19 protein-coding genes are annotated in these 22,382 nt (G+C 40.7%); 3 read left to right on the forward strand and 16 right to left on the reverse strand.

The window, feature by feature from the left end; translation table 11 throughout:
• Nucleotides 1-105: 105 nt before the first annotated feature.
• The 10 genes from lysS to pth form a co-directional block, all read right to left on the reverse strand.
• Nucleotides 106-1,620: a lysine--tRNA ligase gene (lysS, locus tag G396_RS0103235; protein ID WP_006417750.1), complete on the reverse strand. Its 1,515-nt coding sequence runs from the start codon at nt 1,618-1,620 to the stop codon at nt 106-108.
• 99 nt (nt 1,621-1,719) lie between these two features.
• On the reverse strand, nt 1,720-2,622 hold the full coding sequence (gene hslO, locus G396_RS0103240; protein WP_028125027.1) for an Hsp33 family molecular chaperone HslO: 903 nt from the start codon (nt 2,620-2,622) through the stop codon (nt 1,720-1,722).
• Nucleotides 2,623-2,706: 84 nt separating this feature from the next.
• Nucleotides 2,707-4,773 (reverse strand): ATP-dependent zinc metalloprotease FtsH, encoded by a 2,067-nt coding sequence (gene ftsH, locus G396_RS0103245; protein ID WP_028125028.1) that lies wholly within the window; start codon nt 4,771-4,773, stop codon nt 2,707-2,709.
• Nucleotides 4,774-4,856: 83 nt separating this feature from the next.
• The gene (hpt, locus tag G396_RS0103250) at nt 4,857-5,399 is read right to left on the reverse strand and encodes a hypoxanthine phosphoribosyltransferase (RefSeq protein WP_028125029.1); all 543 of its coding nucleotides are present in this window, start codon (nt 5,397-5,399) and stop codon (nt 4,857-4,859) included.
• Between the two features lie 37 nt (nt 5,400-5,436).
• A complete protein-coding gene (gene tilS, locus G396_RS10035; RefSeq protein ID WP_051221086.1) occupies nt 5,437-6,915 on the reverse strand; it encodes a tRNA lysidine(34) synthetase TilS in 1,479 nt (492 codons plus the stop codon).
• Nucleotides 6,916-7,102: 187 nt separating this feature from the next.
• Entirely contained in the window at nt 7,103-7,606 is a 504-nt protein-coding gene (locus G396_RS0103260; RefSeq protein WP_006417802.1) for a S1 domain-containing RNA-binding protein, read from the reverse strand.
• 36 nt (nt 7,607-7,642) lie between these two features.
• Nucleotides 7,643-8,041: an FtsB family cell division protein gene (locus G396_RS10880; RefSeq protein WP_051221088.1), complete on the reverse strand. Its 399-nt coding sequence runs from the start codon at nt 8,039-8,041 to the stop codon at nt 7,643-7,645.
• Between the two features lie 90 nt (nt 8,042-8,131).
• A complete protein-coding gene (locus tag G396_RS0103270; protein ID WP_028125030.1) occupies nt 8,132-8,398 on the reverse strand; it encodes an RNA-binding S4 domain-containing protein in 267 nt (88 codons plus the stop codon).
• Nucleotides 8,398-11,943, reverse strand: a complete 3,546-nt coding sequence (gene mfd / locus G396_RS0103275; protein WP_028125031.1) for a transcription-repair coupling factor — start codon at nt 11,941-11,943, stop codon at nt 8,398-8,400. The genes G396_RS0103270 and mfd overlap by 1 nt, the downstream gene beginning before the upstream one ends.
• A 69-nt stretch (nt 11,944-12,012) precedes the next feature.
• Nucleotides 12,013-12,573, reverse strand: a complete 561-nt coding sequence (gene pth / locus G396_RS0103280) for an aminoacyl-tRNA hydrolase (RefSeq protein ID WP_006417825.1) — start codon at nt 12,571-12,573, stop codon at nt 12,013-12,015.
• A 151-nt stretch (nt 12,574-12,724) separates the two neighbouring features.
• Here pth and G396_RS0103285 point away from each other — a divergent pair, with 151 nt between their 5' ends.
• Entirely contained in the window at nt 12,725-13,684 is a 960-nt protein-coding gene (locus G396_RS0103285; RefSeq protein ID WP_006417735.1) for an L-lactate dehydrogenase, read from the forward strand.
• Nucleotides 13,685-13,793: 109 nt separating this feature from the next.
• Here G396_RS0103285 and G396_RS0103290 read toward each other — a convergent pair whose 3' ends face one another.
• The 6 genes from G396_RS0103290 to G396_RS0103315 all read right to left on the reverse strand — a co-directional run bounded on the left by G396_RS0103290 (nt 13,794) and on the right by G396_RS0103315 (nt 20,525).
• The gene (locus tag G396_RS0103290) at nt 13,794-14,027 is read right to left on the reverse strand and encodes a Veg family protein (protein ID WP_006417855.1); all 234 of its coding nucleotides are present in this window, start codon (nt 14,025-14,027) and stop codon (nt 13,794-13,796) included.
• Between the two features lie 147 nt (nt 14,028-14,174).
• Entirely contained in the window at nt 14,175-15,065 is an 891-nt protein-coding gene (gene rsmA, locus G396_RS0103295) for a 16S rRNA (adenine(1518)-N(6)/adenine(1519)-N(6))-dimethyltransferase RsmA (RefSeq protein ID WP_028125032.1), read from the reverse strand.
• Nucleotides 15,066-15,632, reverse strand: coding sequence for a ribonuclease M5 (gene rnmV, locus G396_RS0103300; RefSeq protein WP_028125033.1), 567 nt, complete (start codon nt 15,630-15,632; stop codon nt 15,066-15,068).
• A gap of 9 nt (nt 15,633-15,641) precedes the next feature.
• Nucleotides 15,642-16,430 (reverse strand): TatD family hydrolase, encoded by a 789-nt coding sequence (locus G396_RS0103305; RefSeq protein WP_028125034.1) that lies wholly within the window; start codon nt 16,428-16,430, stop codon nt 15,642-15,644.
• A gap of 67 nt (nt 16,431-16,497) precedes the next feature.
• Nucleotides 16,498-18,525, reverse strand: coding sequence for a methionine--tRNA ligase (metG, locus tag G396_RS0103310; RefSeq protein WP_028125035.1), 2,028 nt, complete (start codon nt 18,523-18,525; stop codon nt 16,498-16,500).
• A gap of 434 nt (nt 18,526-18,959) precedes the next feature.
• Nucleotides 18,960-20,525, reverse strand: coding sequence for a C40 family peptidase (locus G396_RS0103315; protein ID WP_028125036.1), 1,566 nt, complete (start codon nt 20,523-20,525; stop codon nt 18,960-18,962).
• A 285-nt stretch (nt 20,526-20,810) separates the two neighbouring features.
• On the opposite strand from G396_RS0103315, the gene tyrS reads away from it, so the two are divergent.
• Nucleotides 20,811-22,073 (forward strand): tyrosine--tRNA ligase, encoded by a 1,263-nt coding sequence (tyrS, locus tag G396_RS0103320; RefSeq protein WP_028125037.1) that lies wholly within the window; start codon nt 20,811-20,813, stop codon nt 22,071-22,073.
• Between the two features lie 92 nt (nt 22,074-22,165).
• A partial coding sequence (locus tag G396_RS0103325; RefSeq protein WP_028125038.1) for a helix-turn-helix domain-containing protein occupies nt 22,166-22,382 on the forward strand: 217 nt, incomplete at its 3' end.

Here is a 22,382-nt window from a genome sequence, read left to right on the forward strand (position 1 = left end):
TTATTATGTTTAATTAGCTTATGATCACCATGATTTCCCATATAAATTATCCCAATAAAAATTTAAAACATAAAAAAAGACTAGCCATCTGGCTAGTCAAGTTATTTAATTATTTCTTAAAGTTGGGAACAGTAAAACATCACGAATTGACTGAGCATCAGTTAGGAGCATCGCCAAGCGGTCGACCCCAATTCCGATACCACCAGTAGGTGGCATACCATATTCAAGAGCTTCTAAGAAGTCATCATCCACAGGATGAGCTTCATCATTACCAGCATCTTTTTCAGCCATTTGCGCTTCAAACCGTTCTCTTTGATCGATTGGATCCGTTAACTCGGTAAAAGCATTGGCGTATTCATTACCAACAATGAATAATTCAAAGCGGTCAGTAAAGCGCGGATCTTCATCATTCTTACGAGCGAGTGGTGAAACTTCCACAGGATGTCCGTATACAAAAGTTGGTTGAATACATTTATCTTCACAGTATTCTTCAAAGAAGTTATTGATTACGTGACCTACCGTATTATCATGGTCATTTAATGGCACATGGTGTTCTTTGGCTAATGCTTTAGCTTCTTCAAAGGTCATTTCTTGCCAGAAATCAACCCCCGTATATTCCTTAATCATATCAACCATATGACGACGTGCCCATGGCGTTTCTAAATCAATTTTTTGACCCGCATAGTCAATCACGGTTTGACCAATGGCTTCTTTAGCAACTGTCCGGATCAGATTTTCCACTAGGTCCATGCAGTCTGTATACACAGAATAGGCCGTATAAATTTCAATGGTTGTAAATTCAGGGTTGTGAGTAGTATCAATTCCTTCATTCCGGAAGACCCTTCCCAATTCATAAACCTTTTCAAAGCCACCGACTACGAGACGTTTTAAATGAAGTTCAGTTGCAATCCGTAGATATAATTCCATATCTAAAGCATTATGATGGGTGATAAATGGCTTAGCAGTTGCCCCACCTGCTATATTATGTAAAACAGGGGTTTCAACTTCTAAGTAACCCAAGTCATCCAAATAACGCCGGATTTGCCGGATAATCATCGAACGATTGATGAAACGTTGACGACTGTCATCATTAGAAATCAAGTCCAGATAACGTTGACGATACCTTTGTTCCACATTGGTTAAGCCATGGAATTTATCTGGTAGCGGACGTAAAGCCTTAGTTAAAGGATAAAATTCTTCTGCGTGGACTGAAAGTTCACCGGTATTCGTCTTGAAAACATATCCTTTCACTCCAACAATATCGCCTAAGTCAGCTTGCTTGAACCAAAGATAACGGTCTTCGCCTATTGCATCCTTACGCACATAGATTTGAATTCGGCCAGCCATATCTTGAATATGGGCAAAACCAGCTTTACCTTTACCCCGTTTAGAGACTAAACGACCCGCAATAGCCACTTGAATTTTAACTTCATTTTCAAAATATTCTTTATCGTATTGATCATAACTTGAAATAAGTTCTTGTGATAAATGGCTCCGTTGGAAACCTGAATCGAAAGGTTTAGCGTCTTCCGCTGCAAATAATTCAGCCATTTTTTCACGACGAACAATTAATTGATCATTTAAATCTTCTACCTGTACTTCTTTTTCTTTATCTAACACCCATGTCACTCCTTATTCTGAAATACTCTATCATTAGCATTTAAACATATTTTCTATATTTTTACAATCGTTGACCGGCTTTGGACTTAAAATTATCCATTAATCCAAGTCTTCAGACCTCTGTTCAATTTCAGCAACCATAGCCTGTAAATCACTTTCACTAAATTGATAAACCTCATTACAATAATGACAGACCACTTCAGCGCCATGGTCTTCAGCAATAATCGTCTTGAGTTCTTGGCTTCCAATCATAGCTAGCCGATTACGGTAGTAGCCCTTGGAACAAGGGCAATGGAAGGAAAGGGCCTGCCGGTCTAATTCGCGGTAATTGCCTGCCCCTACTAAAATATCTGCTAGTTCTTCTAAAGATTTACCTTGGTCAATCAAATCAGAAAAACGTCCCAAGGCTTGTAGTCGGTCTTCCAAGGCAGTAATTGTCTCTTCACTGGCACCTGGTAAGACTTGTATCATAAAGCCCCCCGCGGCCAAGACCGATTCATCCGGGGCCACTAAGACAGATAAGCCAATAGCGGAAGGCGTTTGTTCAGATACAGCCATATAATAAGTAAAGTCTTCCCCCAATTCACCCGAAACCAAGGGGACTTGGCCGACATACGGTTCCAAAGAATCTTCGATCGTCTTCTTGACAATCAAGGTGCCGGGTAAACCTACCCCACCGGCTACATCAATTTTACCGGCCGCATTCAAAGGTAAAGCAACATGAGGCTGACTAGCAAAGCCCCAGACGCGGCCATCATTATAGGCTTCAGCCATAATCCGGCCAAGCGGACCTTGACCATCAACGACGACATTAAGTCGATCTTTTCCTTTTAAATTAGCCGCTAAAAGACTGGTCGCAATCAAGGTCCGACCAAGGGCTGCAGTCGCAGTTTGCCAAGTATCATGACGTTGATGGGCTTCTTCCACTGTTTCTGTTGCCTTGACCACAAAGAGTCTTACTTCTTGATTAAAGGCTAGCGCCTTCATTAATTGATCCGTCATTGGTCTTTCCTTTCTTTTGTCCCATGAAAAAACCGAACGGAAAAGCACAAGATGCTCTCTTTCGCTCGGTCCTTTTAAATTTAATTACAAATTAGGGTCTGAATCCACTGGTTTATCGGTTGGATTGATTTCAGATGCCCCTGGGGCTGCTCCAGCTTGACTTGGATCAGCTTCTTCTTGAGCTTTTTCCTTAGCTTCTTCAAAACTATCAGCCTTTTCTGGCTCTTGTTCTGCCTCTTCTTCATCTGAATCAAGTGGCATATGACCTGTTTCAAACAAGGATTTAATTTGACGTTTATCTAAGGTTTCAATTTCTAACAACTTGTTAGCAATGACATCTAATTGTTGACGGTGAGCTGTGATAATTTCGGTTGCATCTTGATGGGCTTCTTCCATAATACGACGCACTTCGTTATCAATCTCAAAGGCAATACTTTCAGAATAAGCCGCATGTTGACCGTACTGACGACCCGCAAACGGTTTGGAATCATCTTCGTATTGAACTGTACCCAACTTATCAGACATACCATATTCGGTTACCATTGACCGCACAATCGAAGTCGCTTGTTTAAAGTCTTGACTAGCCCCCGTTGATTTATGGTTAAAGACGATTTCTTCCGCTACACGACCACCTAATAGACCGACCACTTGTTCATATAATTCTTTATACGTCACAATATATTGGTCTTCCTTAGGTAACATAATAGCATAACCACCCGCGCGCCCCCGCGGTACAATCGTTACTTTGTGGACAATCCGCGCATCAGATAAGACCATCCCTACAACCGTATGACCAGCTTCATGGAAAGCGACCGTCCGGCGTTGAGTTTGAGAAATTTGTTTATCAGCTTTAGCAGGACCTGCAATCACACGGTCGTGAGCCTCGTCAACATCTGCCGCAGTAATTTCTTTGCGGTTAAAACGCGCTGCAATTAAGGCGGATTCATTTAATAAGTTTTCAAGGTCAGCCCCAGAAAAGCCAGGTGTTTGTTGAGCAATCACTTTTAAATCTACATCTTTAGCTAATTTCTTATTGCGGGCATGGACGCGTAAAATAGCTTCCCGACCTTTAACATCAGGGTTACCCACGAGAATTTGACGGTCAAAACGTCCAGGACGTAATAAGGCAGGGTCTAAGACATCAGACCGGTTGGTAGCTGCCATGACAATGATTCCTTCATTGCCTTCAAAACCATCCATCTCAACTAGCAATTGGTTAAGGGTTTGTTCCCGCTCATCGTGGCCACCGCCCATACCGGCGCCCCGTTGGCGACCCACTGCATCAATTTCATCAATAAAGATAATAGCTGGTGCAGCTTTTTTAGCATTTTCAAACAAGTCACGGACCCGGCTAGCACCGACCCCAACAAACATTTCAACGAATTCAGATCCAGACATACTAAAGAATGGTACACCGGCTTCACCTGCAACAGCTTTGGCAAGTAATGTTTTACCTGTTCCTGGAGGGCCTTCTAATAAGACCCCAGCTGGAATCCGAGCTCCTAAGGCTGTAAAGCGTTTTGGATCTTTTAGGAATTCAACCACTTCGACCAATTCTTGTTTTTCTTCTTCTGCTCCGGCAACGTCTGAGAAACGTACTTTAACATTTTGCTTAGAGACCTCTTTTGATTTACTCTTACCAAAGTTCATCACGCCACGGCCGCCGCCACCTTGTTGCATCATGGTATAAAGAATAAAGAAGGTAGGAATCAGCAAGAAGAAATAAGGTAACATGGACAACCACATGCCTGCACTGGACTCAGGCAAAGACTTCATTTCAGTTTTGCTGGCCTTAGCAAGATCAGTCACAGTTTTAAGGGTGGCATCATTACCTAAGATTTCAGTTTTAAATTTCTTAGCAGTATCTGAGCTTTCAAAAATAGAAATAAAAGAATCGGTTTCTTCTTTACTATTTTTTTCCTTATAGTCACCCTGGACACTATAGACGCCAGAGCCAATTTGAATTTCAAACTTGTCGATTTTACCTGCTTCCAATTGAGTCATGAATTCACTTGAATTAATTTCATCAACCTGGCCAAACTGGGACAGGGAACCGGTAAAAGCTTGAAATACACCAAATAAAGCCAAAACCATCACTACATAGAATAGGATGCCTCTTGGAAATTTTGGTTTTAAATTACGATTGTTCATCCAAGCATTTCTCCTTTAGTTATTTATTTAGTTAGCATTTAAAAATTATACCATAAACTTTTTAAAAAGATGAAGCATAATGTTTATTGATAAACTTCAGGTTTAAGTACCCCAATATAAGGTAGGTTACGATATTTTTGCTTAAAGTCAAGGCCATACCCAACCACAAATTCATTAGGCACTTCTAAACCAACATAATCAGGAATTAAGTTTTTAACAATTCGACGTTCAGGCTTATCCAATAAGGTACAAACCTTGACTGAAGCTGCTTTCCGGTATTTAAACAACTCTACCAAATAGTTAAGCGTGCGGCCGGTATCAATAATATCTTCAACTACTAAGACATGACGACCTTCTAAGCGCGTATCTAAGTCTTTGATAATTTTAACTTCACCCGATGATTCAGTTTCTTCACCATAACTAGAAACGTCCATAAAATCAATATCAAGATAAATATCCATCTCACGAATAATGTCAGCCATAAAGACCGCTGCCCCTCGGAGGATACCGACTACGACCACTTCTTTGCCCCGATAATCTTGGGTCAATTGTGCACCTAGACGCACGACCGCTGCATGAATTTCTTCAGGACTAACTAAGACTCTCTCAATATCTTTATCTAACATGGGTATGCTCCTTATTCTAAATATAGGTCTAATCTTATCATACTTTGGAAATTTGCTCTATGGTTTGATACAGAAATAAATAAGTCGCAAACTCTTGACTCACAATGGTTGGGTGGGCCGCTTTAATATTAGGTAAGCAAGCCATAATTTGATTTTGCCGGTCTACCAAAAGCCAAATTTGGTTTCGTATATTTTTTGGAAGCTTTTGGTCAATCATGACTCGGGCCAATTTCTTATGAAAAATGCGCCCACTTGCATCTTGTAATCGGATTTGGTCTCCTGGCTGCCGGTGCCTTAGTAAATAATTAATCGGTTGCTTAATATCGATATTCAGCGGGAGGACACATTGAGCTTCACTTAATAGCTTGTGGGAAACTTGCTCTTTTCGGAAAATACCAACCCGGTGGCATTCATCCACCCAGATCCATTTATTTAATTGTGTCAGAGGTTGGAAGTCACTGTCATCAACAGATTCCTCAGGTCCAAGCTCTTTACTTCTATTAAATATCCGAATTTGGTCGTAATTCCGTTGTACATACCATTCACTGGGTAAATTCAAGCCTTGGTTGGGACTCGCAGTATCACAGATTAGTTGGTCCAACTGGTCTAATAAGCGTTTGTTATAAGACCCTAGATCAGCAATCAAACGTTCTTCAATAAAAATGGTTAAAAATGTCCGCCGCCTACTAGCTGATAATTGACGCCAAGTTGGGCGGTCCAGAATCCAGCCATTTTCACCTAAGGCAAGGACTAATTGATCTTCCTGGGCCATGTAGGTTTCAAAATTTGCTTGGTAGGCCTCAGCCGCCGCTTGGGTCATACTCTCTAAATTTGCTAGAAATTGCGGATTTTCACCTTCTAACCACGGTAACAGGTCCTGCCGCACTCGATTCCTTAAATGATGACGCGAAGAGTTGGTCGAATCTTCGCGATATTCTAACTTAAAATGTTCAGCATAATCCAACAATTCTGCTTTGCTTATTGACAATAAGGGGCGAACTAAGTCTGTAGCCACACCCTGTCCTTGATCAGTTGTGAGAATTCGCTGACTATATCGACGAATCCCCGCCAAGCCCTTAAAAGAAGTTCCTCGAATGAGGCGGATCATTAAAGTCTCGGCTAAATCATTGGAATGATGAGCTGTAACTAAGACCTGGCTTTGACTAGCGGCCAGGACATTAGCAAAAAAGTGATAGCGTGCCTCGCGTGCCAAACTTTCAGTATTTTTATGGCTAGGTTCCTGCCATTCACCGATAAAATAAGTGAGCTGATGGTGATGACAAAAAGATTCGACCAAACTAGCATCCAAGTCAGCATCTGACCGCAAATGATGGTTGAAATGAGCCACAATAATTTCCTTTCCCTGATTTTCTTTCAGGGCAAGCAACTTAATCATCAGGTCCAAAAGCACCATCGAATCAAGGCCACCTGAAACACCCATAACTAATTTATCGGTCTGCTGCCACTGGGGCCAAGCGTCAAAACTAGCCTTTACTTGTTTTAATAAAGCTTCCATCGCGGCCTCCCATCTTAATAGCGACTCTTGCTTATAAAAAGAGGCTGGTCAATCATCCAGCCTCCCTAAGTGATTTAATGTTTCCCTGGCTGCTTATAAAACAGCCGAGTGAGGGCGAGAAAAGGGGCTAGCCCTTTTACCTAGCCGCACTCCTGTCCCGCCCCCGCTATCTATAATAACTATCTAATTATGTTCGACGACCACCACGGCCGCCACGTTTACCTTCAGTGTTCCGTTTAAGAGACGTTAACCGATCTTCAGAATCCTTCAAGAAACGATTCATCATTTGGTCAAAATCATTGGTGGATGATTCTGAAAAAGAATGATTACTTGACGATACAAACTTCGGTTTGTTTTTGGGACCATTAGCAAAATTATTGGAATCTTTCTTATGAAAATCATCCTTTTTGGGTCTTGGTTTAAAGTTCTTAGACTGTTTTTTATCATCAGATGCTTTTGCATCATCATCTTTCATCGATAAATTAATTTTACCGTCGGGCATAATCTTAATGACCTTAACTTCAACTTCATCGCCAACTTTGATGAAATCATTAATATCTTTAACAAATGAATTTGAGAGTTGAGAAATATGAACTAGGCCTGATTCATTATCGGATAGAGACACAAATGCTCCAAAATTTTTGACACTGACAACTTTCCCTTTTACTTTAGCGCCAACTTCCAATGACATAAATAACAATATCCTCCTTAGATTCTCTGAATAGTTTTAGGGGCGATTGGCTTGAGCGGCTTGATCAAAGCCGTCATCTTCGAGACCCTCTAATTTAAAGATAATTTCGCCTTCTTTAGAATAATAGTAATCTTTTCGTGCAACTTGGGCTAAATATTCAGGGTCGTTTAAACGTTGTGCTTCTTCTTGTAGTTTAGCATGGGCCGCTTGGACTTCTTGATACTGAGCTTTTGCCTGCAAAAGATTTTCTTGGTTAACCGATTGCGCTTGTAGAGCTGTAAAAATCGGCACACTACAAATAAAAATTGAAGCGAGGCCTACCATCGCAATAACAAGCGGACGCTTGACAGACTGCTGCGAGCGGCCTTGATTTTCTTTAAAATTACCTGGTTGTTGATTCAAATAAACAACCTTTGACTTGCCTTGTGCTTGCATGGTGACACCTCCTTGCTCTTATCGAGTATATCAATAAAGCTGGTTAATTTCCATCAAAATAAGGAAATTCAGACAATAAATTATTGATTGTTAAACTTCATCCGCTGGCCGTTCATTTGCCAAAACAGAGTACATTGAGTCGGCATCTTCTTTTTTTGTTGAATCCTTGAGGGCTTCAACTTTAATTACTAGGGTTCGATTTCCGTAGCGAATGGTAATCTCGTCACCTACTTTAACAGTAGCCGATGACTTAGCCACAATATCATTAATTAAGACCCGTCCTTGGTCTGCCACTTCTTTAGCAACTGACCGACGTTTAATTAAACGAGATACTTTCAAAAATTTATCTAACCGCATTATTCTTGCTCCTCTCCTTGATTAACAATGGACATTGACTCTTTCGCTAAAGCTTTTAAGGCAGGCAACCATTGATAAGACACCTTGCCTTGGACTAATAAACGGATGGCTAATTTACCCCCATTTACGGTAACTTCGGCTTTTAACGGGACTTCCTGTAAGGCTTGGAAAATATTCGGCCCTTTAAGTTTCATACTGGCCCGTTCATTATAGGTGACCACAATTCGCTGCCGGTCTTGTTTAATTTCTTCAATACCAGATTTTAAGCCGTAATACTTAATTAAGGCAATATCTAACAAGTCAGCCACTTGGTCTGGAAACTCTCCAAAACGATCAATTAGCTGGTCTTGGATGCTACGATAGGCTTCCTCAGAATCGATTTGTTGAATTGCCTTATACATATTTATTTTCTGCCGTTCATCTTGAATATAATCTTTAGGAAGATAAGCGTCCACGTCCACATTCCATTCAATAGCTTGGGACTCATATTGAGATTGTTTCTTCTTAATCCCTTTACGTTGGTCAACGGCTTCTTTTAACATCTGGGTATAAAGGTCATAACCGACAGAATCGATAAAGCCAGACTGTTGCTTACCAAGCAAGTTACCGGCGCCGCGAATCGACAAGTCCCGCATAGCAATTTTAAAACCAGATCCTAGGTCAGTAAATTCCCGGATGGCTTTCAGGCGCTTTTCTGACACTTCACTTAATTGTTTAAAGGGTTCATACATAAGATAAGCATAAGCCACCCGGTGGGTCCGACCGACCCGACCTCTTAATTGATAGAGGGTCGATAACCCCATTTTATCTGCATGGTCGACAAACAGGGTATTGGCATTAGGAATATCAACCCCTGTTTCAATAATAGTGGTTGTCACCAAAACATCATAGAGACCTTGGATAAAGTCCACCAGTACGGTTTCCAATTCTGTTTCGGACATTTGGCCGTGGGCTACCGCAACTCGGGCTTGGGGCACGAGCTGGCTGATTTCATCCGCCCGTTGGTAGATGGTTGCCACCCGGTTATAGAGATAGAAACATTGACCGCCCCGTGCCATCTCCCGTTCAATGGCGGTTTTAATAGCCCCTTCATTCCGTTCCATGATATAGGTTTGGACCGGAAATCGGTTATTGGGTGGCGTTTCAATCACAGACAAGTCACGAATCCCAATCATAGACATATGCAGCGTTCGCGGTATCGGCGTCGCCGTCAAGGTCAAGACATCCACCTGAGCCTTGAGCTGTTTCAAACGTTCCTTGTGTTTAACCCCAAACCGTTGCTCTTCATCGACAATTAAGAGGCCCAAGTCATTAAAAACAATGTCCTTCGACAGGATACGGTGGGTTCCGACCACAATTGAAACCGCTCCGCTTTTAAGCTTAGCAATAGTTTCCTTCTGTTGGGCCCGAGACACAAACCGACTCAAGAGACCAATTTCAAAGGGCCAATCATTAAAGCGAGCCTGGAGGGTATTATAATGTTGCTGAGCTAAGACAGTGGTCGGCACCAAGAAAGCCACTTGCTTGCCATCCATCACTGCCTTAAAGATTGCCCGCATAGCTACTTCAGTTTTACCGTAACCCACATCACCCACCAAAAGCCGGTCCATGGGCCGACTTTTTTCCATATCGGCCTTGATTTCTTGGCTGGAAGTTAATTGGTCAGGCGTTTCCACAAAACCAAAGGCTTGTTCAAATTCATACTGTTCTGGTGTATCCGGGCTAAAACGGTAACCTTTTTCGGCTTCCCGTTTAGCATATAGTTTAATTAAATCATCGGCAATATCTTCAACCGTAGCTTGGACCCTTTGCTTAGTTTTGGCCCACTCTGTCCCCCCTAATTTATTAATTTTCGGGGTTTTAGATTCAGACGAGACATATTTTTGGATTAAATGAATTTTGTCCACGGGAATCAAAACCCGGGCATTATTTTGATATTCAATGGCCAACATATCCCGGTGGACCCCATTCATTTCTAGGGTTTCCATGCCTGTATAACGGCCGACCCCATGATTAAGATGGACCACATAGTCCCCTACAGATAATTCATTATAAGACTTAATCTTTTCTGCATTAGATAAATGAGGTTGACGGACCCGACCTCTGGGACGGTTCACTTCTTTAAATAGGTCATGGTGGGTGACTAAAGCCCAAGCTTGCTCTGATAAAACAAATCCCTTAGAGAGATCCAAGGTGACCAAGTTGACCCGGTTCGCTTGAATCGGTTGCTCATCTTGTAAATAAACCTTATCAAAACCGTGATCAGCTAAAGCTTGACGAAAATTCAAGACCTGTTTCTTACTCGGCAAAGCCACTTGGACCACATAACCTTGTTTGAGCCAGGTTTGAAGATCATCAATAATCATGGGCATTTGACTGAAATAAGGGGTCATAGTCTGGTACTTATAATTAAATAGTCCCGCCAATGCCATGGCGACATAACCTCGTTGGAGCACGGAAAAATGTAAAGTCGAACCAGAAAAATTCTTTACTAGGTCTTCGAAGTCCCATTTAATGGGTAAATTAGGAATTAGTTGTCCTTTTTCAATTTCTTGCTCAATCCAATAATGGTTTTGTTCAATTTGTTGGACTTGCTCTTGTTGTAATTTGGCATAGTCATTGATGACCAAGTGACCATCATAACGTAAATAATCTAAGAGCGAGCTCGTCTCAGGAATTAAACCAAAGAAGGCTGAGGCATATTTTAAAGGTTCATTATGGTCAGCCAAGTTCTTTAAATCACCCAGTAAATTTATTTGTAAATTATTTTTTATAGCGGGATCTTTCACCTTATCCAGGTATTTTTTAGCTCGTTTCTTCAGCTCATCCGCAACCATTAATTGCATGAAATTCGGGAAAATCAATTCCTGAACTGGGCTTAAAATTACTTCATCTATTTGTTCCACTGATTCTTGGGTTTCAGCATTAAAATAACGAATCGAGTCCACTTCACTATCGAAAAAGTCTAAGCGGACTGGATAGTCGCTATCTAAAGGATAGAAATCAACAATCCCTCCTCGAACTGAAAACTCACCCGGAGTCATCACCATATTGACTGACTTATAAGATAAGGCAATCAGCGTATCTAATAGGGCTTGCCGGTCTAGCTCTTGGCCGACCTGGATAATCTTATTATAGGCCACCCATTGGTCAACCGGATTTAATTTCTGGCGTAGACCCGCTAAAGTCGTTAGAACAAAACCCGGTTGTCCTTGAGCCAAAAAGTTTAAGGCCGCCACTCGTTGGGATGCAAAATCCATCGAAGCTTGGGCATATTCAATCGCAAGATTATCATCCGCAGGATAGGTTAAAACCGGCACCTCAGGTAAAATCTGGGCTAAGTCTTGACTCAATTCTTGCATCTGTAGGTCTGAACTTTCCACAATCAAGATCGTCGTCGGTCTCGCTTGAAATAATTGAGCAAGATAAATAGCACGGGCTGACCCATCTAAGCCCGTGATTAAGTAGGGGAGTTTTCTCTTTTTATCCGCATTAATTTGTTGAATACTTTCCTGAAAAGCATTTCGATTTAATTCTACTTGCATCTGCTTTCCTCTCATATAATATTTATAAAATAAAGGAAGAAACCATACGGTCCAGTTCCATTTTATTTATTAATTAAACTTGTTCATCGTCTGAATAAAGTCCTCGTTATCAAGGTAGTCTGTTAAGGCTGAGGCCGCTTGACCTACAGCTTGGTCAATCAAGACTTGTTCAGTTTTATCAAAGGGAGCCAGGACGTGGTCTACGACCTTCCAACCTGGATGGGGACGGCCAATTCCTACTCGAATTCGATTAAATTGGTCAGACCCCAATATTGAAATAATTGATTTCATCCCATTATGACCACCTGAAGACCCTTTTTGCCGCAAGCGAATCCGGCCTGGATCTAAGTCTAAATCATCATAAACTACCACTAAATCCTCCATTCCTATTCCATAATAAGACATTATCGGTAGAACTGCTTCACCAGAAGCATTCATATAAGTAAAAGGTTTAAGCAAAAGGACTTTTTCTTTGGGACTATGCCAGATTTCATAGTCCGCCCTAAATTTCTGTTTAGTCATGGCCAAGCCATGATCTTGCATAAACTGATCAATCACAGCAAACCCGACATTATGTCGGGTCGCTTCATATTTTTCACCGGGATTCCCCAGTCCAACAAATAGTTTCATTATATAACTCCTCTTATTATTGCTTTTGCCCAACCATTATAACATAACTTTCATAGGAAAGCCTTTTCAGCAAGCTTCATTGATTGAAAATGAAAATTTTATGTGATAACATTCACTAAGTAAGGAATATATTTTAAGGAGTGAATATTTTATGACACAAGAAAAACGTTCCGGTAAGATTATTTTAGTAGGTGATGGTGCCGTCGGTTCATCTTTTGCCTTTGCCCTCGTTTTACAAGATGTGGCTCGTGAAATTGGTATTATCGATATGAATAAAGATAAGACCGTCGGAGATGCCATGGACTTAGCTAATGCTGTTCCATTTACTCGACCTAAAACTATTTACTCAGCTGATTATTCAGACTGTGCTGATGCTGAAATCGTTGTTATTTCTGCCGGCGCTGCCCAAAAACCAGGTGAAACCCGTTTAGACTTAGTGAATAAGAACTTAGCAATTTTCAAATCAATCGTAACAGAAATCGTTGCTTCAGGATTTGATGGTATTTTCTTGGTTGCCACCAACCCAGTAGATATTTTAACCTATGCTACTTGGAAAATCTCTGGTTTCCCTAAAGAACGGGTAATTGGTTCAGGAACTTCCCTTGATACCGCCCGCTTCCGCCAAGAAATCGCTCAATTAGTGAATGTAGATGCCCGCAGTGTCCATGGTTATATTATGGGCGAACATGGAGACACTGAATTCGGTGTTTGGTCAAATGTAAATATTGGCGGCCAAAATGCCCAAGCCTGGCTCCACAATATGGACTTAGAATTACCCATTGAAGATATTGAAGAAAAAATTGTTGATAAAGTCCGTAACGCAGCTTATGAAATCATTAATAAGAAAGGGGCTACTTTCTACGGCGTGGCTGCTGCCTTAGCCTCTATTTGTAAGGCCATTTTATCTGATAGTCAAAGTATTCTGCCTCTATCCGTTTACTTAGATGGTCAATATGGGGCTGAAGATATCTTTATTGGAGCGCCCGCTGTCATCGGTCGCAAAGGGATTGAAAAAGTCGTTGAAATTTCCTTGGATGACGACGAAAAAGCTAAAATGGATCACTCCGTGTCGACTTTAAAAGCCATCATTGACAAGAGTTTTAAAGACTAAACTAACTAATTGATAAGAAGTAAGAGCCAGGAAAAATTTCCTGGCTCTTGTCTTATTTTTTTGTGAAAATTTGAGTAAAAAAGAACTGGACAAAAGTCCAGTTTCTTTACTAATTAAATTCTACTTCCACTGTATTGGTTAATACATCGCGGTAAGTATATGAAACGCGTTCAAAATTATTTTCATCTTGGTCCAAATTAACAATAAACACAGAACGATAAGTTTCTTGTAAGACACCTTTACGTTTCTTTTTCTTCTTCCGGCCCATTTGAACAGTGATTTTAATTTCTTCACCAATTCGTTGATCTAGTAAACCTTTAATTTCCGCTATCTCGCGTGGCATTGGCTTCACCTCACTGCTAGTAGTATACCATAAATAATGATAAAAAACAATCATAACATATCTAATCCGCCATAACAAGTAGAAAGCCAAATTTTTAAGTTTAACTTGGTAAATCGTTCAGACTATTCATTTAGTTACAATTTTACCCTATCCCTTTACTGCTAAATAAGCTTGGTAAAGTTGCCCAAATTCTTCTAGACTCAGGGATTCACCCCGACGTTGACGGTCAAGCTCTGCCTGGTCAAAAATGGCTTCCCATTGGTCAGCAGACAAATCGGCAAGATTAGTGGACACTGCATTCTTATAATTATTCCACAAGGTCTTCCGCCGGTAGACAAAGGCAGCTTGGACAAAATTTTGAAAATCACTTAAATCGGCTAAATCTAAACGAGGGGTGGCTAACCGCTCCAATACTAAGACAGCAGAATCCACATTTGGCTTAGGGATAAAAACATTCTTGGGCACAATAAAGTCTAGCCGTGCTTGCATTTGTAACTGAATCGCTATTGTTAAAGAATTATAGGCTTTGGTGCCTACCTGGGCCGTCATCCGTTCTGCCACTTCTTTTTGCATCATCATGACTAGACGGTCGAAAGGCAAGTGACTATCAATTAAATGCATAATAATTGGGGTGGTGATGTAGTAAGGCAGATTAGCAACCACTACTAAACGGTCAAGATCTTTTAAACTTGCATATTCTGGGGCCTGAAAATCCACCTTCAAAATATCCTGATGGATGACTTTTACATTATCATAAGCCGCCAATGTATTCTCTAAAATTGAAACAAAGCGGGCATCAATTTCAAAGGCTAACACTTGTTTAGCAGACAGGGCTAAGAATTCTGTTAAGGCCCCTATTCCAGGTCCAATTTCAATTACGGTCGTATCTGAATCGATGTCAGCCGCAGCCACCATCTTGTCTAGAATATTTGGCTCAATCAGAAAGTTCTGTCCTAAACTCTTCTTCATGGCAATATCATAATCTTTCATGATTTGCGCGGTCCGGGTTGGGGTAGCAATCGGTCTAAATTCTGACATTTAATCCCCTCCTTCTTCTAAAAATTCTTCAAGGGTTGCTTGGCTAATCTGGTAACGGGCCAGTTGTTTCTGTAATTGCTTGCCATTAAGATGACCCAAGTGAAAATGTTGGGCCACCCTTTGTCGGTTCTGCTTGGCTTGGGGATGGCCAATCAATCCAAGAGAAACTAGAACCGATGTCGGGATCACTGGGGCTGTCTCCGATTTTTGCGGGGTCATCACCGCTTCTAAGGCAGCTACAATGGCTTGGGGCTTAGCATGTTCTATGCCTAGACTATCATGTTTGCGGTTTCCTCTAGCTTCTTGGGGCGTTAAATAAGCTTGCTTAGCTATCGGAACTGCCTGAGTGATTAAGCGGCGGATCCGGTCGCCTTGATAGTCAGGATCTGTAAAGATAATAATGCCAAATTCCTGGGCAGCATGGCTAATCTGTTTTTGAACTGGGCGACTTAAAGCAGATCCATTGGTCTCGATGGTTTTCACTTGAGAACCAAAGACCTCAATCAAACGCTTGGTATCGTCACGCCCTTCCACCACAATAACTTCCTGAGGAGGTGTATATATCATAAGCTCCTCCTATTTTTCAGGGTACCACTCAAAGAGTTTAAAGGCATTTTCAGTCGTAATGTGACCTATTTCCTCAAGAGATAAATCACGGACTTGCGCCAGCATTTCAGCAACATAGCGAACATAGGCAGGTTCGTTTTGTTTGCCCCGTTTAGGTACGGGAGCCAAATAAGGGGCATCAGTTTCAATTAATAATTTATCCAAGGGAACTAATTTTGCGGCTTCGCGGACTTCTACTGTTTTTTTAAAGGTAACCACTCCGGAAAAAGACAAGTGCATACCTAAGTCGAGAAACTTTTTGGCAGCTTCTGAATCTTCACCGAAGGAATGCATAACCCCCCCAGCTTCAGGTAAACCTTCACTTTTAAGAATCTTATAAATATCATCCGTTGCATCCCGGTTATGAATCGTAATTGGTAAATTATGTTCCTTGGCCATGGCGATTAAACGACGCAAGACTTTTTCTTGTTCAGCCTTAGTTGAATCGGGCCAATAATAATCTAAACCAATTTCACCTAACATTTTGACCTGGGGCTTTTCTAAGTCTTGCTCCAATTGTTTTTCAATAGCAGCATTATAGCGGTGGGCTTCGGTAGGATGCCAGCCAATCACTGAGATGATTGAGTCATAATCTTGAGCATATTGGAGACTCTTGTGGATGGTTTTCTCATCAAAACCGACCACTGCCATATAGGCCACGCCATTATCACGGGCCCGTTGAACCACTTGGTCTTCAATGCCCTCAAATTGATCAGCATTGAGGTGGGTATGGGTATCAAAAAGGGCTAATTTTGTCATAATCTTCTCCTTTATAAAAGAAGAGGCTGAGACCCTAGGCCTAACCTCTTTTTTAAGCGATAGAATTCTATTCAACACTTGAACCATTGTCAGCATCATCCGGTGCAAAAACAAACTTAACATTTTTGCCAGATTCTGCAGTAAGAATCATTCCTTGACTAATGAAACCCATCATTTTACGCGGAGCTAGGTTGGCAACAATGACTAATTTCTTACCAATTAAGGTTTGATAGTCAGGATAATATTTGGCCATACCGGATAGGATTTGCCGGTGACCATTTTCGCCCGCATCTAAGCGGAAACGTAACAATTTATTAGAACCTTTAACAGGCGCTACATCTAATACTTCAGCTACTTTGAGATTGACCGCCATAAAGTCATCGTATTGAATTTCTTTTTGGTCTTCTCCTAATAACTGAGTAGCTTCTGGCTGCCAGTTTTCATCATCAACTGAGTAAGCCTGGTCATTCACAATATTACTTCCCCCATTCATCGCGGTTTGAATGTAAGCAATTTCTGCTTCGACATCTAAACGTGGGAAGATAGGTTCCCCTTTCTTAACCACTTGGGCGCTTTCAGGGAATTGTCCCCAAGCCAAATCATCCAATTGCCGGTTGGTTTCAGATTCAATACCTAACTGTTGGAAAATCTTTTCTGGGCTTTCTAACATAAATGGACGTAACAAGTTGGCAACCAAGCGTAAAGCTTCAGCCAAGTGATACATAACCGCGCCGAGTTGGTCCTTAAGATCTGGATCCTTGGCTAAGACCCAAGGCGTCGTTTCATCAATATATTTATTGGTACGTGAAACCATATGCATGACATGGTCGAGAGCCTGATCAAAAGTCATGCTTTCCATACTTTCAAAATAAGCAGTCATTTCATCAGCTAAATAGGCTTCAAAATCTTGGTCAAAATCAGTGCTTACTTTTGCTTGCGGTACTTGGCCATCAAAATATTTATTCATCATGGCCACGGTCCGATTTAATAAGTTACCTAAATCATTGGCCAATTCAAAGTTTGCCCGGTTAACAAAGTCTTCCGGTGTAAAGACAGTATCATTACCCTGACTCATCTCTCTTAAAAGATAGAAGCGAGTTACATCAAGACCATAACGGTCAATTAAAGTTTCAGGATAGATCACATTTCCTCTAGACTTAGACATCTTGCCATCTTTCATGACAATCCAACCATGGGCATAGATTTTTTTAGGTAGTGGTAAATCGAGCGCCATTAATAAGATTGGCCAATAAATCATATGGAAACGGGAAATATCCTTACCAATCACTTGTACATCAGCTGGCCAGAACTTATCCATGATATCTTGATGATCATTGCCATAACCTAACTTGGTAATATAATTGGACAAAGCATCAATCCAAACATAGACCACATGTTTAGGATTAGACTTAACTGGAATCCCCCAAGTAAAAGAAGTCCGAGAAACAGCCAAATCTTCTAGACCTGGTTTAATAAAGTTATTGACCATTTCTGTTTTACGGAAAGCTGGTGTAATAAAATCAGGATGTTGGTCGTAGTATTCTAATAAACGATCCGTATAATTGCTGAGTTTAAAGAAGTAAGATTCTTCCTTGACTAATTCAACCTTATTACCAGTTGGGGCAATCCCACCGATCACCTTGCCATTTTCATCTTTGAAGACTTCACTTAACTGCGTTTCAGTAAAGTATTCCTCATCAGAAACAGAATACCAACCTTCGTACTCCCCTAAGTAAATATCTCCTTGGGCTAATAAACGTTCAAAAATATCTTGAACTGCTTTTTGATGATAATCATCACTGGTTCTAACAAAGCCGTCATTAGAAATTTTTAGTTTTTCCCAAAGAGCTTTAATATCTGCTGCCATTCCGTCTACATAGGCTTGAGGTTCAATACCTAAGTCAGCAGCTTTTTGTTCAATTTTTTGCCCATGCTCATCTGTACCGGTTAAGAAATACACATCATAACCCATTAAACGTTTGTAACGTGCCATGGCATCCGAAACCAGGGTCGAATAGGAATTACCAATATGTAACCGCCCAGATGGATAATAAATCGGTGTCGTAATATAAAATGTCTTTTCAGTGTGAGTCACGAATGAGTGCCCCTTTCCTTGTGTTGATACCTTCAATTATATACCAAATAAAGCTTATAAAACAGTCTTTTAGCCAGATAAGCTAAAAGGCTAGGATTCTCTATGGATTTTGGTTTTAGGCACGGCTTAGTGAGTCAGCAAAACTATGGTTAAGAATAGATGATGATTTTTTTGAAAAAAGTTAAGTGCCTACTGAATTAGTTTGTATTTTTCATTAGTGCGCGGTAATACACAGACCCGCAATATGGCGTGCATTGAAACTTGGCAATACACAAGGAATTCTAATTTTGTGCATTGAAACTCGGCAACGAACAGGAACTTATAATGTTGTGCATTGAGGCGTTGTTATGTACAAAATCAAAGATTGCGTGAGCGAGTGGCATTAAAAAAGGGATGGACCTTTCGTCCATCCCCTTCTAATTTATTTAGTTAAATTATTTATTAACCCGTAAAGCAAAGCTAGGTGCAAAGTAAGAGTTTACTTGACTATATTTCAATGGAGTTCCAAAATCTACTGCATGTAAGTAGTTACCATTACCAGTTGCTAAGGCAACGTGATAAGTTGAACCACCATCAGACCAGAAGTATAAGTCGCCTGCTTGGGCTTCAGATACGGGAATTTGAGTACCTGAGTTTTGTTGAGCTCCTGTCCAACCACCAATATCAATACCGTAAGTTTCTTTGAAGACATATTGTACGAAACCTGAGCAGTCAAAACCAGATGGTGATTTACCGCCCCATACATAAGGTGTGCCGATATATTTTTCAGCATTAGCAATTAAAGTATTCACATTGGCTGAAGCAGCTTCGGCAGCTTCGGCAGCAGCATTGGCAGCTTCACGTTTAGCTTGGGCTTCAGCGGCAGCTTGGTCAGCTGCGGCTTGTTGTGCAGCGGCATCGGCTTGGGCTTGAGCTTCGGCAGCAGCAGCTTCTTGTGCAGCGGCATCGACTTGAGCTTGTTCTTCAGTTACAGTTTGGTCAGTTTCAGCTGGAGCTACTTCTTCAGCAGGAACTTCTTCTACTGGAGCTACTTCAGCAGGAGCAGCCGGCTGTCCAGCAGCGGCATCGGCTTGGGCTTGAGCTTCAGCAGCAGCTGCTTCTGCTTCCTGAGCTGCTTGTTCAGCGGCGGCTTGTTCTGCTTGGGCTTGTTCCGCTTGAGCTTGGGCTTCTTGAATGGCAGCATCTTGTGCTTCTGCTTGTGCTAATGCTGCTTGGTACTGAGCATCTAACTCAGCTTGTGAGTCAGCTTGTGCAGCTGCAGCTACAGATGCTTCTAAAGCTGCTTGGTTAGCTGCCTCAATTCTTAATTGTTCTTCATAAGCCGCTTTTTCATTGATAAGGGCTTGTTTTTGGTCAGCAGCTAAATTAAGATCATTGGTTAATTGATTATAAGCTGCCTCTTTGTTAGCTGTTTGGGTAGCTAAATCTGCTTTTAAGCCTTCAAGTTCATCCATCTTAGCAACTTTTTCATCTTTGGTTGCTTGTGTTTCAGATTTTTTACTTTCAACGGCTTCTTTATCTTCTTTTTGTGCAGAAATCATATCTTTATTGGCTTCAACTAAACGGTTAACCACGTCAACACGTCCAACTAAATCAGAAACTGATTTAGAAGAAGCAACATAATTTAAATAGTTACTTGTTCCAGCAGAGACTTGAACCTTACGTGCTTGTTTAGCTAAAAGTGCTTGACGTTTTTCAATTACTTCTTCAAGCGTTTTAATTTCTTGATTTAAGTCTTCAAGCTTAGCATCATCAGCATCGATATCATTTAACAATTCATCTGCTTGCGCTTTTAAAGCTTCAATCTGTGCGTAGGCATTTTGTAATTCTGTATAAACTGAAGATTGTTCAGCAGATAAGTTATCAATTTGCGCTTGCGTATCGTTAATCATGGTATCGTAGTCTTGTGCTGAAGCAACGATAGGGGATGCTACAGCAGTTAAAGCGGCTGCTGATGTGAATAAAGTTTTGAATAAATTCTTATTTGAAGACTTTTTCATAGTTTATTTGCTCCTCGTTCTTTTAGTTTATAATTTATAATTTAATTAAGTATTTTCTAAGAAAATCTAAGTGATAATCTACTTCAATTATTTCACTGATAGCATCGTATCACAGAATCACCCTTTTGTGACTTATTTCGTCAATTCGTATAGTCTTTGTAACATTCTTGTAATTTTTATGAATTTTTTTGTCATTTTTTTGAAGACCGCACGCATGTTGGATTGATTCTGTCACAGTTAATCCCTATAATAAAACTATTAAACAAAGAAAAGGATGTGACCTAGGTGACAATTATTGATGAATTAGAATGGCGCGGGGCCATCAACCAACAAACCGATGCAGATGGTCTTAAAAAACTAGTAAGTGAAAAGGAAATCTACCTCTATTGTGGGGTTGATCCAACCGGAGACTCTATGCATATCGGCCATCTAATTCCTTTCATGATTCTAAAACGATTCCAATTAGCCGGTCACCATCCCATTGTAGTTATTGGTGGCGCGACTGGTTCGATCGGTGATCCTTCAGGACGAACCAGTGAACGGACGCTACAAACGATGGAAGTGGTCGAAAATAATGCGGATAAACTCAAAGCCCAAATGATTCACCTGTTCAATAAGGGACAAGGCGGGGACTTTGAAATTGTCAATAACCATGATTGGCTAGGTAAAATCTCCCTCTTAGACTTCTTACGCGACTACGGCAAACACTTCAATATCAATACCATGCTCGCTAAGGATATTGTGGCCAGTCGTCTAGATGTAGGAATTTCCTTCACTGAATTCTCTTATCAAATTTTACAATCAATCGATTTCCACCATCTATATAAAGAACACCAAGTTCAATTACAAATTGGTGGTGGCGACCAATGGGGTAATATTACTTCTGGATTAGACTTTATTCGTCGGATGGAAGGGCCTGAAGCTGAAGCATATGGCTTAACCATTCCCCTAATGTTGAAATCAGATGGGACAAAATTTGGTAAGTCAGCTGGGAATGCTATCTGGCTAGACCCTGAAAAAACGACACCTTATGAATTTTATCAATTCTGGCTAAACCAACAAGATACTGATGTGGTTAAATTCTTGAAATACTTTACTTTCTTATCTAAAGAAGAAATTGACGCCTTGGCTAAGGAAATTGAAGAAAGACCCCATTTACGGGTAGCCCAACAACGTCTGGCTGAAGAAATCACTCGTTTTGTCCATGGTCAGGCTGCCTTAGATGAAGCTCAATTAATTACCAAGGCCCTCTTTACCGGAGATGTGGCTCAATTAAATGAAAAACAAATCCGCGATGGCTTCAAAAACATGCCTCAATTTACAGCGCCGCAAACCAATAACACCCTGGCTATTTGGTTAACTGACATTGGACTGGTTGATTCTCGCCGCCAAGCCCGTGAATTTGTCTCAAATGGCGCCATTTCCTTAAATGGGCAAAAAATCACTGATGTGGATTATCCAATTTCAAGTGACCTGGCTATTGGTGGTAAATACCTCATTGTACGTCGCGGTAAGAAAAATTATTACTTAGTTACATTTGAAGATTAATTATTAATATTTTTAATAGGCAAAAGGAGACTGGAAAAATGTAGTGCCCCCAAAAAGTTGGACCAAAATCTAACTTTTTGGGGGTATTTATATTGTCAAAATATAGTTATGAATTTAAACGAAAGATTGTTGAAGAATATTTAGAAGGAGCAGGCGGTTACAAATATTTGGCAAAAAAATATCAGGTTAAAAGTGATAGTACCATCCGAAAATGGGTTAATGCTTACCAAACCCTAGGTGAGGAAGGACTATTGCGTTGTCGACAAAATAAAGTTTATCCTGTTGAATTCAAGTTAGAAGTAGTACAAT

This window comes from Eremococcus coleocola DSM 15696 (assembly GCF_000428865.1).
Classification (GTDB): domain Bacteria; phylum Bacillota; class Bacilli; order Lactobacillales; family Aerococcaceae; genus Eremococcus; species Eremococcus coleocola.